11 protein-coding genes are annotated in these 14,265 nt (G+C 69.1%); 3 read left to right on the plus strand and 8 right to left on the minus strand.

Features of this window, described 5'->3' with window-relative positions; all coding sequences use genetic code 11:
- Nucleotides 1-76 precede the first annotated feature (76 nt).
- Together AC07A4_RS40060 and AC07A4_RS40065 are read right to left on the minus strand one after the other, a co-directional pair.
- Nucleotides 77-1,564, minus strand: coding sequence for a UvrD-helicase domain-containing protein (locus tag AC07A4_RS40060; protein WP_478609192.1), 1,488 nt, complete (start codon nt 1,562-1,564; stop codon nt 77-79).
- A gap of 231 nt (nt 1,565-1,795) precedes the next feature.
- Nucleotides 1,796-1,999, minus strand: a complete 204-nt coding sequence (locus tag AC07A4_RS40065; protein WP_478609303.1) for a helix-turn-helix transcriptional regulator — start codon at nt 1,997-1,999, stop codon at nt 1,796-1,798.
- A 205-nt stretch (nt 2,000-2,204) separates the two neighbouring features.
- Here AC07A4_RS40065 and AC07A4_RS40070 point away from each other — a divergent pair, with 205 nt between their 5' ends.
- The gene (locus AC07A4_RS40070) at nt 2,205-2,642 is read left to right on the plus strand and encodes a hypothetical protein (RefSeq protein WP_478609195.1); all 438 of its coding nucleotides are present in this window, start codon (nt 2,205-2,207) and stop codon (nt 2,640-2,642) included.
- 51 nt (nt 2,643-2,693) lie between these two features.
- On the opposite strand, the gene AC07A4_RS40075 is transcribed toward AC07A4_RS40070, so the two are convergent.
- From AC07A4_RS40075 to AC07A4_RS40100, 6 genes are all read right to left on the minus strand, one after another.
- Entirely contained in the window at nt 2,694-3,254 is a 561-nt protein-coding gene (locus tag AC07A4_RS40075; protein ID WP_478609197.1) for an SAVMC3_10250 family protein, read from the minus strand.
- 27 nt (nt 3,255-3,281) lie between these two features.
- A complete protein-coding gene (locus AC07A4_RS40080; protein ID WP_478609200.1) occupies nt 3,282-3,503 on the minus strand; it encodes a hypothetical protein in 222 nt (73 codons plus the stop codon).
- Between the two features lie 102 nt (nt 3,504-3,605).
- Nucleotides 3,606-4,388: a MarR family transcriptional regulator gene (locus AC07A4_RS40085; protein WP_478609202.1), complete on the minus strand. Its 783-nt coding sequence runs from the start codon at nt 4,386-4,388 to the stop codon at nt 3,606-3,608.
- Nucleotides 4,389-4,729: 341 nt separating this feature from the next.
- Nucleotides 4,730-7,531, minus strand: a complete 2,802-nt coding sequence (locus AC07A4_RS40090; RefSeq protein ID WP_478609204.1) for an AAA family ATPase — start codon at nt 7,529-7,531, stop codon at nt 4,730-4,732.
- A complete protein-coding gene (locus tag AC07A4_RS40095; RefSeq protein WP_478609206.1) occupies nt 7,528-8,667 on the minus strand; it encodes a hypothetical protein in 1,140 nt (379 codons plus the stop codon). The genes AC07A4_RS40090 and AC07A4_RS40095 overlap by 4 nt, the downstream gene beginning before the upstream one ends.
- A 46-nt stretch (nt 8,668-8,713) precedes the next feature.
- Nucleotides 8,714-9,535: a hypothetical protein gene (locus AC07A4_RS40100; RefSeq protein WP_478609209.1), complete on the minus strand. Its 822-nt coding sequence runs from the start codon at nt 9,533-9,535 to the stop codon at nt 8,714-8,716.
- 134 nt (nt 9,536-9,669) lie between these two features.
- Between AC07A4_RS40100 and AC07A4_RS40105 the strand changes: the two genes are divergently transcribed.
- Together AC07A4_RS40105 and AC07A4_RS40110 are read left to right on the plus strand one after the other, a co-directional pair.
- Nucleotides 9,670-10,923 (plus strand): metallophosphoesterase family protein, encoded by a 1,254-nt coding sequence (locus AC07A4_RS40105; RefSeq protein WP_478609212.1) that lies wholly within the window; start codon nt 9,670-9,672, stop codon nt 10,921-10,923.
- Nucleotides 10,920-14,117 (plus strand): AAA family ATPase, encoded by a 3,198-nt coding sequence (locus tag AC07A4_RS40110; RefSeq protein WP_478609215.1) that lies wholly within the window; start codon nt 10,920-10,922, stop codon nt 14,115-14,117. Before AC07A4_RS40105 ends, AC07A4_RS40110 begins: the two co-directional genes overlap by 4 nt.
- Nucleotides 14,118-14,265 lie beyond the last annotated feature (148 nt).

The following is a 14,265-nucleotide window of genomic DNA, read 5'->3' on the forward strand; positions in this document are numbered from 1 at the left end:
ATCGTCAGCGCTGAACAGACCCTCTGACTCCGGTAGGGCCCTCAGAGCCTACGGCCGATCTCCGAGCCCGCTGAGGTCAGGTCAGTGGGCTGCTTGCAGGGGCGTCGGGATGGTGGTCAAGCCACGCCAGGCCCGAGGGGTCGAGATGGAGGCGTGCGCGGGTGACGGCGACGTAGGCGAGGCGTGCTTCGTCCGGGTCGATGGGGCCGGGGACGGGGTTGCCGGCGCTGTCGAGTTCGTCGGTGTCGGGGGGCGGGGTGAAGTCGGGGGCGATGCGCACGTGGGGCCACTCACGGCCCTTGGCTTTGTGGGCTGTGGAGACGGTGACCTGGGCCTGGGGTTCGGGGACGAGGCGGTCGACGGCCTTCAGGATGGCGTCGGGCCCGTGGTCGTCGACGAGGTTGGTGAAGGGTTGGAGGTCGGCGCCGGCGGGGTCGAGTTCGGCGTAGTCGCGCAATTCGTTCCAGGTGGTGAACAGCACCAGTTCGGGGTGGTGGGTGCGCCGGCCTTGGATGAGGTCGCGGGCGGCCTGGGCGAGGACGCGCAAGGCGTCTCCTCCGCCGGCGAGTGCGGTGGAGGTGCCTGCGTCGAGGAGGGTGAGGATTTCGGTGACGGCGCCGATGTTGGTGCGGCACAGTACGGCGCCGGGCTGCTTGGTGTGGGGGCCAACGGTGGTGGGGATGTCGGTGCTTGCGGTCAGCCGGATGGGAGCACCGGCGAGGTTGAGCCAGCGGTTTGCTTCGGTGGCAAGCCTTGGGCCGAAGCGGAAGGATCGGGTGAGGGTGAGGTGGTGTCCGGTGAAGCCGGTCATGACGTCGCGGGCGCCTCGCCAGCCGTAGATGGCCTGGGCAGAGTCGCCGACCATGACGATCTGAGTGCGCTCCCGTTGGGCGAGGACAATCTGCTCGAGGACGGGGTTGGTGTCCTGGGCCTCGTCCAAGAGCAGGTAGTCGGTGTTGAGGACAGGGTCGGTCAGGGCCCACATTTTCAGATAGTGGTCGTGTTCGAAACGCACCATGCCTGCGTGGGGGTTCTGCAGGTCGTCCCAGGCCTTCACGGCGTACGGCAGCAGGAGATCGGCGAGTTCGGCGTGCGCCTCGCCGGTGTCGAGGCCGCGCAGTTGCGGCACGTGGTGGTGGGCGAGTTCAAAGTCGGCGGACTGGCAGTAGCAGGCCACCGTGCGCAGGACCGTGTTGGACAAGGTGGCGGGCAGCAGGTCGCGGCCGTTGATGCGGGCGGGAGTGTTCAGGCCGAGGTCCTGGCCTACTTTCCAGCCGGGCCTGCGGGGGCTGTTGAGGCGTTCGCGGTAGCGGTGGCCGAGCACTGCGTAGGCCAGTGAGTGGGCGGTCTTGCACTGCACCGATGTGGGGAAGCGGGTGGCCGCGTCCTGGGCGATGGCCCGGTTGAAGGCCAGGTAGCGGCCACGGCGCCGGGTGGCTTGTTCGGCGAGGAAGGCAAGGGTGAAGGTCTTGCCGGTGCCTGCGCCGGCCTGGATGACGAGATGCTCGCCGTCGCCGAACGCCTTGAGGGCGGCAGCCTGTTCCTCAGTGGGAGTGAAGGACATGAAAGGGGATCTCCGGGAAGCCGTGACAGCCCGCACCGAAGTGCGGGCGTGTGGGAAGGCCCCGCACGGGGCGGTGCAGGTACCGGAGTGAAAGGTGCCAGCCGAGGCGTCCGCGGCCGGGGCGTGTCGCGCCGGGTCCCCTCGGGAGAATGACAGGAAGCGAACATGTGGCCTTGATTCGCGTTCCTGGTCGAGTCTGGTGTCCCGATCAGGTGAGGGACGGCGGAGAATTCAGCGTTCGCCGGACGGAGGTTCGTGCCCCGTGCACAGGGGGTCGAGGAGGGTTCCCATCGGGATGCCGAAGGCGTGGGCGAGGGCGTGCCAGGTGGCCTGGGTTCCACTGGTGCGGCCCTGCTCGATCTCGATGAGGGTGCGCCGGGACAGGCCGCTGCGCGCGGTGAGTTCGTCGTAGCTGCCGCCGCGCTGCGCGCGCAGTCAGGCGAGGGACTCGCGCAGTGCCGTCGGGTCCGGTTCCGGCGACAGGAAGATCGGCACCTGCCCATCCGACGGTGCAGACCCCTGCCCTATTTGTTGCGATCCGGGTGAAAGCCTGCGGTGAACAGGTCTGCACTACGGTGTCCGCTCGCCGGACATCCCCGCTGCGGCTCCGACTCCGCCCGCACCTGCCCGAAGGGACCCCATGACCGCTCTGCCCTCACGCGCCTGGAGCGTGACGATCAGCATCCGCGCCGGGGCCCCGACCCTCACCTGCAGCACCTGCCGCTCTTTCACCATGCAGCCGGGCATCCCGTTGGTGGATCAGACCCGGCGTCATCTCGCTGGCCATCTCGCCGCAGCGCCCGTGCCCTTGCACCTGCGGATCTGCCAGTGCCGCGAGCATGCCTGCGTCTGGCACCGCCATCCCACACCCTGCTCCGGCCCGCTGCGGCTGCTGCTGATCTGCAGTAACAACGGACGCACCTGGCATCTGGCAGATGTCTGCCGCGGCTGCGCGGGCGCCATCCCCCACGCCGCGACCGTCCCCGAGCCCCCGCTGCGCACACCCGCCCAGCCCTCCACCACGCCGGTCTCGCCCGAGCCGGCGGACGAGGCCTGCGAATGGGTCGAGGCGCTGTGAAGCACCATCCCCCTGGTCTTCACCACCGCTTGTAGCTCCCCGAACGCCGGCTCACCGTTGTGATCGCCACCAGCTCCGGTGGCGCGCAGTCTGCCCGGTTTCAGAAAGCGGCGTGGTCAGCGGAGGCGGCTGTACCCCAGCCTCCACGTACAACGGGGTTGCCACGATCAGCCGGTGCCGCAGCCGCTCCGGAGGGAAGTTGCACAACACACGGGCATGCCCGCGCAGATACCCAGGGGTCCGGTAGTAGCGCGAGATCATAGAGAAGGCAGACCTGGCCGCGAATTCCTGGTCATCCAGCCTGGTGGAGGCCAGCGTCTCGGGGGCTGTTGTGTCGCCACGGTCCTCGCGCTGGACCAGGTCGACCGCCATGGCGTGCAGCCAGTCCGAGCCGGACCCCATCCTGGTCGGCGGGTGGTCACGGTGGTCCCGTACGTGCTGCCTTGAGCCGCACAGCAGCAGCTCGATGTTGGGGCAGAACTCACCATCGCGGTGCGTGCAGCAGCCCTCTTCTGAAGAGGCGTAGGCGAAGACGCCCCGGTCGTGGAATCCGACGTCGCTGGCTGCGGCGCCGTAGCGGAACGGGCCGCGGAACTCCAGCCAGGCATCCATGCCGAGGTGCCCGCACGCCGCGGGCTCTCACGAGCGCGCCCAGCACTGCTTTTTCAGATGCTCCAGGACACACTCCAGGCGTTCGGCGAGGGTGCGCTCTGCGGCCGCGCTGTCCCCCACGGCGACGCGACCGCCCGAGCCCAGCACGCTGGCTTCGGCCTCAACGGACCGGTCCGTGAACCTTCTTCGCCGCGGCTGCTCGTAAAAGTCGTCAAGCTTGGCCACGGACAGATACTGCAGCTCCCGCATTTCCCGCCTCCGGATCGCTCCGCCGCCGTTGCCGGCCCCAGGGTGAAGGATGAGCGAAGGAAAAGGATGGGTCTGGACGGAACTCCGCCCAGAAGGCGAGACTCAGCTGCCGCCTTGGCTGCGCGGGCGTGCATGGGGGGCTCGCTGCGTTCTGCGACGCAGCTCGCTGCTCTGCTTGATGATGGACCGTACGAGTGTCTCGTACTGCTCCGCGTGGGTTGGGCCTCCAGCGGCCCGCGCGAACACGTTCCTGGTGAGGCTCTGGTTGACGCCGTTCAGTGTGGTGAGTACCTCGGTGAGCTCAGTCAGGTGTTCGGGGACGTCGTCTCCCTCGCGGAAAGGCCCATCGGCTCCGGTACGCGCCGTGGCCTGGTCTTCGGGCGTGGTGTGCTGCAGCGTTTCGGATTTCGGGGAGCGGATGGGCCAGTAGCCCGCCATCTTGGGCGCGGGCTGGGCCAGGGGTGTGCCGGGGCCAGGGGTGGTGTGCTGGGCGTGCCTGATCGGCTGTCGCACAGGGGGCGTTGACGTCTGGGGCACGACCGGGCCGGCAGCCCTGCTGTGTCCGCGTGCATCCCGCGCAGCGAGGGCGATGGTGGCTTGGCGACGCCCCTTGCGCGACATCGTGTGGAACACCCGCGGCGGGCGGCCTGGGTGTGGCCCGTTCTCTTCGCGAAGTGTGAGCCAGCCCAGAGCAGTAAGCCGGGTCAGGATCTGCGAGATCGTGCTCTTTCCCAGATCGGCGAGCTCGCTGATCCTCGCTCCCCAGAGCGGATCGTCCTTTGGCGCCGAGAGCAGTAGGCGCAGCACGTCAACTGTCGGGCGGGTCATGCGGAGCGCGGCGGTACTCACATCCGCCAGCACACCACCGCCAGGGCTATAAGTCAAGAATGAACTATGGTCCGCTGGCGGCCCGCAGATCTGGGGGGCGAGGTGGGACCGTTGAAGCGGCGGGGGCGGGCAGGCTCCCCGCTCCCTGCACCAGCTGCACGCAGCACAAGGCGTCGCTGCGCGCCGGAAGGCACCGTGGCTGGCCTGGAGGAGAGCGTTCGTGGGATGCGCGGAGGGCTTGGCCGCGGGCTGCCCATGGCTCAGCGTGCGCATGGGTGTCCCGGAGAGGGCCCGGTCTCGCGATGGAGGTTGGCCGGGCCTACGGGAGGAGGCGCGCCCGCAGCACCACCGGGCCCTTGAGGGGCGGCTCGGGCGCGTAGGGCGAGCCTATTGGGGGGCTAGGTACGGATGGTATGGGGGGCGAGGTGGGCGAGGACTGCATGATGTGCTTCCCAGCCGTCGGGCATCTTCGAAGTCACTCCGAGGTGGACCGGGTCATTGGAGGGGTGGCTGTCGAGGAGGGGGGCGATGCCGGCACGGGCGATGACGATGCAGGCGTGACGGTGGCGGGATGCGAGGACACACAGGCGGCCGGCTTCCAGGTGGAAAGCGGAGGCGTCCCAACGGCCGGAGAGCGGGTGCAGCACGATGGTGACGCTGAATTCGCGGCCTTGGAGTCGGTTGGCGGTGTCGACGGTGACACCGTGCAGGCGCGGATAGTGGCGCTGCAGCAGTGCGTTGATGTGGTGGGCCTGGCTGCGGTGGGCGACGCCGATGGCCAGGTCGCAGGGCTTCAGGACGCGTCCGTGGGAGTGGTTGTCGCAGGCTGCCGTGGTCTGCCGGTCAAGCAGTGCGGCGGCTGTTTGCAGGGCGGTGTGGAAGGCTTCCGTGTCGATGCGATGGGTGATGCGGGCGGGCAGTTCCAGCAGGGCCCATCCGGCACGGGCGGCCGTCTCGAGGGCCTGGTTGACGGGCGTGCGCATGCCGCGGACGTCGAAGGTGAGGGTCCGCTCCGTCTGATAGGTCGCGGCTTCGAAGGGAGTGAAGGGATAGAAGGCGTCGCGGATCAGGGGTACGGCGGTGGGCGGCAGGCGCCAGGAGGTGGTCAGGGTGTGGACGGGCAGGTCGCGGTTTTGGGCGAGAAGGACGGCGACCGCACTGTTCATGGGGTCGTGGGGCAGGCCGGCCCAGCGGTGGGTTTTGATCGTGGAGAACGGGTCGAGTTGACCTGGGTCGCCCACGAAGAGGGCTTGGTCGAAGAGGTGGCCGATGCGCAGGAGAATGTCGGAGCGCATCTGGTAGGCCTCGTCGATGATGGCCCAGGGCCAGTGGCCATCGCGGATGGTGGCCCATTTCATGGCCGTGCCCACGAGGACGTGGGCCGTCTTCAGGTCCTGGATGCGGTGGCCGACGCGCACGCCTGATAGCGCCAGCACGTCCGGAGGAACGGTGCGCTCGGCTGCGATGAGCCGGGCGGTGGGCACGTGGGAGCGGGCCAGGTGCCGTACGAGGTCGTCAGCTTGGCTGTTGGTCTGGGTGATGACGAGGCAGGGGGCGCCGTACTGGGCGAGAGTCTGCGCGGAGTGGATGACCAGGGTGGTTTTTCCGGCGCCGGGTGGTGCGTCGACCACCGATCCGGGATGGGTGAGCGTGGGCAGCTGTTCCACGATGGCGCATTGTGCGTGGTCTACCCGGTGGTGTGGCGCAGGCGGGCGCAGGCGGCGTGCCGCTTTTGCTTGTTGCCGCTTCGCTCGCGGGGCTGGGGGGCCTGCGTGGGTCCAAGGGATCTGGTCGGGCGGCGGGAACTGCGGCAGTTGGTGGCATTGGTCAGGGGCGAGCGTGCAGACCAGGGAGGCGCCGGTGTCGGGCAGGACGGTGTGGCGGGGGCGGGCCAGGGTGCCCATACCGGCGGTGACTTCGAGGTCGACGAGGGTGTCACCGTCACGAGGGGTGATTGCCCGGATCGTGTAGCGGGCGCCACGGTGGGTGGGACAGGCCAGGATCTGGCCGGGTTCCAGGCGCAGCGGGTCGGTGGTGGAGACGGTGAAGCGGGGACGCCACAGCGCTCGTTTGCTGCTTCCGTATTCGAGGTGGTCGGCGTCGACAGCGGTGACGGTGCCGGCGAAAGCTTCGCCGGAGGTGCGCAGTTCTGCTCGGGTGAAGGGGTCGTCGAGGGCGCGTTCGGCATGGAAGACCGCAGCGGTGTGTTCCCTGCGGGCCAGGCCGATGGCGGCGGCGACTGGGCTGTCGTGGGCAGGCTGGGGGCGTCCGTCCTGGGCAAGGTAGGCGGTCATGTCGGTGAACTGGGTGCGTTCTCGATTCCAGCGGCGCGGGGTGCCGTCGGCTTCGGGCAGGGCCTGCAGGAGGGTGTAGGCCTGCCACATGTGTTCCCACATGGGCTGCAGGGCGTGGGTCAGCAGGATGTGGACGTCGTTCATGCAGCGGGCCTGTTGGTGCGGATCGGCGCGGTAGGTGTGAAAGAGGGGGGCTAGGTGGTCGGTGTCGAAGGCCGGGTCGGTGGCCGGGCCGGCTGAGCGGTGGGTGGCGGGGTCTTCGGCGGCGAGGGCGGCCTGGTGGCCGCTGGCAGTGTGCTGGGGTGGGTCGATCCAGGCCAGCAAGGTGGCCAAGTCCTCGTCTTCCAGGGGGCTTTGGCCGGTGACCCAATGCATGGCGAGGAAGCTGGTCAAGGGGATGAGTGCGGCTGTGCCGACGAGTTCGGCGCGGGTGGCGAAGTAGGTCAGCCACTGGCCCAGGCACCGCACCGGGCAGGAGTCGGCGGATTTTCCGTCAACGGGACGCAGTCGCAGGTCACGTCCGAGAGTGTTCAGGTAGGCCACGGCCTGGGGGTTGGCCACCAGGAGCTGCGGGGCGGAGAGGAAACGCTGCCGCGCGGGCTTGGTGCGGGTGGCGGGCAGGTGTTCGCGGCTCTGCTGGTGTTCTCGGATGTAGGTGGTCACCCTCGAGGCGAGGGCTGTGAGCATGGGTGTGGTGCTGCCCGTCGGCGGCGCGAGGAGGAGTTCGGGGCGGGTGGGGTCGGTGCCGAGCATGACGGCCAGGGGGCGGGCCGCGGTGCCCGATTGCTTCAGGGGCAGCAGCATCAGGGGCTGGTCGCTTAAGTGCAGATGACGAAGCCGGCTGGTGGGTATGGCGTTACCGGTTGCGGCGGCGCGCATCCGCAGCAGGGTGGCGAGCAGGCTCATGTCGTATCTGCCAGGAAGTCGGCGTGGACACTTTCCGCGTGGCGCAGTGCCTGGGTGAGGTCGGCCCGCTCGCGTGAGGGGTGCAGTTGATTGTCGGTGAGGGCCAGCGCCAGGGTGATGGTGTCAATGCCGGCGATGTCGTCGCGGACCGTGGTGCCCAGGACTTCGGTCCGTCCTTGGTGGCGTGCCTCGCTGCGGCAGTAGGCGGCGAGTTCGCAGTGGTGCAGGCAGGAGGGGCTGTAATGCGCGCGGGGGGCTGACAGTGCTGCGGCGAGTTCTTCGCGGGGCCGTGTCGGATGCGCCTCACGGTCCGGGGCCAGGTCGAAGGTGGTGTTGGGGGGCAGTTGGTCGAGCAGGTCGGGCAGGCGGCGCAGCCGGCCGAGATGCCGACTCAGCGTCTTGATCTGCTGGGTCGCGTCGGCGAGGGCCGCGGCGGGGCGGCGGGAGAAGTCACGGGGGTTGACCAGGACCACCCGGTGGGAGACGCGCTCGGGCGGGTGGCCGTCCTCGGCAAGCAGTTCACGCAGGGCCAGAACGTACGCCGCGGCCCGCATTAGCGCGGCGGTGACTTTGGCGGGGTCGGCTTGGCCGTCGATGACGGGGAAGGATCTGATCTCCACGACGTGGAAGGTCTCGTGGTGCTGGACGGCGACGATGTCGGGTTCCAGGTAGGCGGGGTGGCCGGCGACGCTCAGACGGAGCACGGGGTGATCGAGCAATGTGCGGGCGCGTGCTGGGTCGCGGGCCGCACCGAGGACGAGGCTGCGGGTGTGGGCATAGCGCAGCGCCAGCGTTGACGGCTCACGGCCTGCCACGGAGTTGACGTCTGCGTAGGACGCCTCGGACAGGGAGAGGCCGAGGGTCTCACGGAGCAATCGCATGAGTTCGGCGCCGGCTTGGGCGGTGACCTGGCGCTCGAAGGCGGCGCCGTGGCCCAGAGCGATCGCGGAGGTGCGCAGCGGCCGCGGCAGGTTCAGGTGCGCGGCGAGGGCATCCTTGTTGACGCCGGCCGCATCGAGCAGGGCGCGCCGGTCACATTCGGGGTTGGCGGTCAGCGCGGCCAGGGTTTGGGCGGTGTGCGGAACGGCAGGGCCGGATCCTCTCAGGGCATCTAGCCGTGCGGCGAGCGAGTTCACGGTTCTTTCCTTGGATCACGGTGCGGTGGTGCGGCACGACGCGCGGTCAGGACGTGCGGCGCAGGCGGGTGACGTTGCGCAGGGTGTTGCCGAAGAGCCTTTCTATGTCGGCGAGTTGCTGTGCGCGGCGGGCGGCCTCGGTGCGGGCGTCGGCGTCGTCGTCGGCGTGGATGGCCAGTTCGGCTGCGGCGGCGCCGCGGAGCGCGTCCAGGTCGAGCGGCCCCTGGGCGGGGCAGCCGGGAATGTTGCGGTTGTAGTGCAGCAGGAGTCGGTGTACGGGCTCCTGCCGCAAGGTGCCATCGGTGCGGGCCTGGGCGGCTTCCGCCAATCGCATAGCCGAGGTGAGGAAGTGGACGCGGTGGGTGAGCGGGCCCACCACGCGTTGCTCCAGCGGCCAGGTGCTGAGGGCGAGGAGAGCGCGGACGGGGGCGAGCAGGTCGGCGGTCAGCGCTGAGCAGACGTAGTAGGCGCGCGCGTAGGGCGAGGAGCGAAAGGAGCGTTCCTCTTCCCGGCGCACGGCGGCCAACCGCCCGGTGTTCAACGGGCCGGAGAAGAACGCCTCGTGGACCTGGCTGACCAGCTTGGGTGTGGCGGGAACGGTCAGGAGCGTCAGCACCTGGTGGACCTGCTCGCGGGCGGGCAGCACCGTCCCGCCCAGCTCGGCCATGGACTGCGGCTGCGGCTGCGGCTGGATCGGTTCGGGCGCCGCGTCAGCGGAGCCGAACAGCGTGTTGTACGCGGTTTGGGTGCGCTTGAGCTCCTCGCCTAGCAGGCGGACTTGAGCACTGTCCTGCCGCATGTGCGCCTGCCGCATGTCCTGTTGCAGCTGTTGCATGCGCGCTTCGAGAGCGTCCAGGTGCTCATGCATGCGCGCATGGTAGCAGCGACTCAGAGTTGCGCATGTTCGCACAACTTTACGCAGTTTTATTGCTGTACTGTCCCGGCCTCGAGGGCAGTCCTCTGCCCCCTCCCCCTCCATGCTGTGCACGAGAAAGGCGCCGTATGAGCAGGCTGATCCATACCTCCGACTGGCATCTGGGCCACACGTTGTTCCGACATTCCCGGGAGGAGGACTTCGACGCCGTGCTGGCTGAGATCGTGGCGGTCGCCCACGAGAGCAGGCCGGATCTGATCGTGCACAGCGGCGATCTGTTCGACTCCTCCCGCCCCTCGCCGCAGGTGGTGATGCGCGCCGTGCGTGTGCTGGACCAACTCGCCGAAGTGGCCCCCACCGTCGTCCTGGCCGGCAACCACGACTCCTGCGGACACTTCGAGTTGCTCCGGTACCTCACCGGTCCCGCACGCGGCCGGGGGCTCTTCTTCATCGACCGGCTCCGCGAGCCGCACGACGGCGGTGTCCTCACCTTCGATGCGTGCGGCGGCAAGCAGCGCATCCGGTTGGCCGTCCTGCCGTACGTGCATCCCAACCGGTTCTGGGAGCGCTCCATGGTGTTCGGTACGACCTATGCCGACTACGCCGCGGCGATGCGCGGGCTGCAGGCGCGGCTGGCGGCCGGTCTGTTCGAGGGGCACGATCCCGACCGGGATGTGCTGGTGTTCGCGGCCCATGTGTTCATCGTCGGCGCCCGGCGCTCCCACAGTGAGCGCATGGCGGACTGCCAGGAGCACCAGGCGATTCCCGCAGCAGATCTCCCGCCGGTCGCCTACGCCGCTCTCGGGCACATCCACGCCCCACAGGCGGTGATCGGTGCTCCGACTGCCGCTGCCCGCTACGCGGGCAGCCCGCTCCAACTCGACTTCGGCGAAGCCGGCGAGGCCAAGAGCGTCTCCATCGTCGACGCCAACCCTGGGCGTCCTGTCCGGGTCCTGCCGCGCCCGCTGACCAGCGCGCGCCCCTTGGCCAGCTTCACCGGCACCTTCGAAGAACTGTCGGCCCGGGCCAGTGAGTTCGCGGGAACCCTCCTCAAAGTGGTGATCACCGGCGAGGAGACCGACGCTCACCTGCGCCGCAAGGTCGCCGAGATGGTGTCCGACGCGACCGTCCTCAGCGCGGCGCCTGCCCGGGAGGCGTCCCCCGACACGGTGCTGGACACGGATCTCGACGACGAGCCGGACCTGCCCGATGCTTTCCGCGCCTACCTGGCCGAACAAGACGTGCCCAACAGCAGCGCGCAGGACACCGTCGCCGCCTTCGCCCGCCTGCTCACCGAACTCGACGAGGAGGACCCGCCGCCGGCCCCCGCGGAGGAACTGCTGCGTGCCGCACTGGCCGATACCTGGACGGAGGCGTCATGAGGCCCGTACGTCTCACATTCACCGACCTGCGCAGCTACCGCGGTACCCACACGGTCGACTTCACCAGCAAGAGCCTGATCGGGATCCTCGGGGACACCGGCGCCGGGAAGACCACCGTGCTGGAGGGACTCCTGTTCGCCCTGTACGGGAGGTCCTCCTGGGCGCCGGACGGCTACTCATTGATCAGTCACGGCTGCGCGAGCATGAGCGTGGAGTTGGAGTTCTCCGTGAACGGGCAGCGCTGGCGCGTCGCCCGCGCCCTGGCCTCCGGCAAACCCCCCAAAGCTGTACTCGAGCCGCTGCCCGGCAGGGACCCGGACAAGCGGGTCGACAACATGGGCGCGGTCAACAACGCGATCGTCAAGATCGTCGGACTGAAGTTCCAAGGCTTCATCCGCACGGTGCTGCTGCGCCAGGGAGAATTCGATGCCCTGCTGAAGGCCCCCTCGAGTGTGCGCGCCGGCATCCTGCGCAGTGTCTTCAGCATCGATGAACTGGAACGGGTACGCACCTACGCGCACACGCGCATCGAGCGCCTCAATACCGGCGTTGCCCAGACCATCCAGCAACGGGCACGGCTCAAGGAGAATCCGCTCGACAGTGCCGCCCAGCTGGAGCGGGAGGTGGAGCGCACCCTCAGCATGGCCCGCCAGCGGCGTGAACGCCTTGACCTCCTACGCGAGGCCCAGGACCGGGTGGCGCAGCAGCCCCGCATCAAGGACGTGGACAGGGCGACACGGGCACTGCGGCAGCGTGCCGTGGACGATGCGGCCGAGACGATCGCAGCGACCATTGCCCGGCAGAAGGAGCTCGACGCCGAATCCGCGCTGTTGCAGGAGGGCGCCCAGGTGTTGGCGGCCCGCCTGGAGTCGGCGCAGGCCGCGCTGGATGAGGCTGCCGAGGCCGGCGACACGGTCGTGTCCCTGTCCGGTGCTTTGACGGTACTTTCCCTCCTGCCCACCCAGATCAGCGATCTGAGCTCCCGGGGTGAACGGCTGGAACAGGAACAGCACGCGCACCGCGAGCAGGACCAGGAGGATGCGCAGGCCCGTCAGGAGCTGCACGATCACGAACAGCAGCACGCGGCCCTCGATGAGGCCGCTGGCGAAGCGGAGCGGGCTGGCGCCGAGGTGCGCAGGCACAGCGAACACGTCCAGGACGCGGTGCGCCAAGCACTGCAGGATGCCGGGGCCGTGGCGGGGCACCGGCACGCGGAACCGGCGCTACTGCAGACGGTTATGGATCTGCGCGCGCACAAAGCCGCCTTGGACGCAAAGCTCAAACAGCTGCGCAGCGCCCACGACGCGGCGGCCGGCCAGTTCGCGACACTGCAGCATGAGGATGCCGCCCATTGCGCCGGGTCCCATCTCACGTCCGGTGATGCCTGCTCGGTGTGCAGCCAGCCGCTCCCGAAGGACTTCGCTCCCCCGCCGCCCTTGGATGCCAAGGCCCTGGAACGGGCCAAGCGCACGGTCGGTACGCGTGCGGCCGCCCTCAACAAGGGGGTGAGCGCCCTGGCCGAAGTCACCTCTGCGTTGAGCACCGCCGAGAAGGCGCTTGAGCGCCACCGGCCTGAGCGTCTGGCCGTCGGCGAGCGCTTGGATGCATCCCTGCGCCGCGTCCACGACCTTATCGAGGCGCTGCGCTCCCACTGTGCTACGGCCCCGTCCGCCGCCTTGGCGGCGATGGGCCAGGAGACCCTCGCGCGGACTCGTGTGGTCAGCGAGCAGGAGCCCGTCAGCAGCGCCCAACTCACCAGCATCATCCGGGAGCTGGTGACGCCGCTGCGTACGGTGGTGGAAGCCGACGCCATCGCAGTCTTCACCCAGGCGAAGGAAAAGGCGGCAGCCCTGCGGGCGGAAAATGAAGCGACCCGCGCCGAACTCAAGCGGCGCCGCAGCCGACTGCAGCGTGACCGCAAGCGTCTGGACAGTGCCGTGGCACAACACGAGAGCGACCTACAGACCCTGGTGGAGCAGATCGCTGGTCTTCCGGCCTTGGTGCAGCCTGTCCAGCCCTCTCCCCCCGAACTGCCCGGTACTTTGGATATCGCCCGCTCCCAGCAGAAGGTCACCCAGCGCCTTGCCCAGCTTCAGAAGATCTCCGACGGCCACGAGCAGGCGCGCGAGGCGCTGGCGGCCAACGTCGCAGAGCAGCGGGTGCTGGAAGACCGCCGCCAGCGCTCGGTCCACACTCCGGTCCGCAAACTCGCCCATCAGCTGGAGCGGTGGGCGGACGCGACCACGGACACCGCCGACATCCTCGGCAAGGACCTCCCCGGCGAGCTGCCCCCCGTGCCGGACGGAAGCGACCTGGCCGCCGCCGACGCCTACACGGCTGCGCTGACGACACTGAGCTGCCAGCTGACCGGGGACCTAAAGCAGGCCAGACAGCAGACCGCAGCGGTATCCCAGGCGTTCAAGGAAGAACTCCTTGCCCAAGCCGGCGCCGACGCCACCGACGCCGACCCAGACCCCGGCTTTCCGCTGCCCCCTGACGGCGATCTGCTCGCACCTGCCGCCCTGGATCCGCTCAGCGGCAAGACCAGTGCCGCAGAGACCGCCCACGACACAGCCGTGGCCGAACTGCGCACCGTCCGGTCTCAAATCCCCTACGCCGAAGCGCTGGACCAGGCCAAGGAGGCGGCCGAACAGCAGGTCGCTGCCTGGAAGAGGGTCAGCGGCCTGCTCACCGACGGCAAGTTTCTGACCTATCTCACCAACCGGCGCACCCGCGCCCTGTTGATCCTCGGCAGCCGCATCCTGCAAGAACTCTCTGGCGGGGATTACGCGTTCGCCGAGAACTTCCAGATCCTGGATCGGCCCACGAACCTCGTCCGCGCCCCAGAGACCCTCTCCGGCGGGGAGACCTTCCAGGCCTCCCTCGCTCTGGCCCTCGCTCTCGTTGAGCTGCACAGCCAAGGGCACCAGCGGGTGGAGAGCCTGTTCCTGGACGAGGGCTTCGCGTCGCTGGACTCCGAGCGCCTGGACGAGACCCTGGCCGTCCTGCGCAACAGCGCCGACAGGGACCAACTCATCGCCGTCATCAGCCACTTGTATCCGGTGGCCGAGGCGGTCGACGAGGTCTTGCTGGTCACCAAGACCGACCAGGGTTCCCACAGCGCCTGGCTCACCGAGGAGCAGCAACTCGACTTCGTCCGCGACGGAGTCCGACAGCTGGTGGAACACCTCTGAGCCGCTTGTCACACGCCCTGAGTACAGCCGGACCGAAACGGGACCTGCTCGAGCCGCCTTTTCGCATGGGGCCCTGCCGCGTGCGCGGCCGCCCCGGCGTTGGCACACCCGCAGCCATGACGTGAGACCCGATTCCCTCCACCTGCAC

This window comes from Streptomyces sp. NPDC043996, assembly GCF_056435225.1.

Coding starts and splice junctions, on each gene's coding strand:
- AC07A4_RS40060 (WP_478609192.1), bottom strand. CDS start 1,564: ATGTCCTTCACTCCCACTGAGGAACAGGCTGCCGCCCTCAAGGCGTTC.
- AC07A4_RS40075 (WP_478609197.1), bottom strand. CDS start 3,254: ATGGATGCCTGGCTGGAGTTCCGCGGCCCGTTCCGCTACGGCGCCGCA.
- AC07A4_RS40090 (WP_478609204.1), bottom strand. CDS start 7,531: ATGAGCCTGCTCGCCACCCTGCTGCGGATGCGCGCCGCCGCAACCGGT.
- AC07A4_RS40100 (WP_478609209.1), bottom strand. CDS start 9,535: ATGCATGAGCACCTGGACGCTCTCGAAGCGCGCATGCAACAGCTGCAA.
- AC07A4_RS40110 (WP_478609215.1), top strand. CDS start 10,920: ATGAGGCCCGTACGTCTCACATTCACCGACCTGCGCAGCTACCGCGGT.
- AC07A4_RS40105 (WP_478609212.1), top strand. CDS start 9,670: ATGAGCAGGCTGATCCATACCTCCGACTGGCATCTGGGCCACACGTTG.
- AC07A4_RS40080 (WP_478609200.1), bottom strand. CDS start 3,503: ATGCGGGAGCTGCAGTATCTGTCCGTGGCCAAGCTTGACGACTTTTAC.
- AC07A4_RS40070 (WP_478609195.1), top strand. CDS start 2,205: ATGACCGCTCTGCCCTCACGCGCCTGGAGCGTGACGATCAGCATCCGC.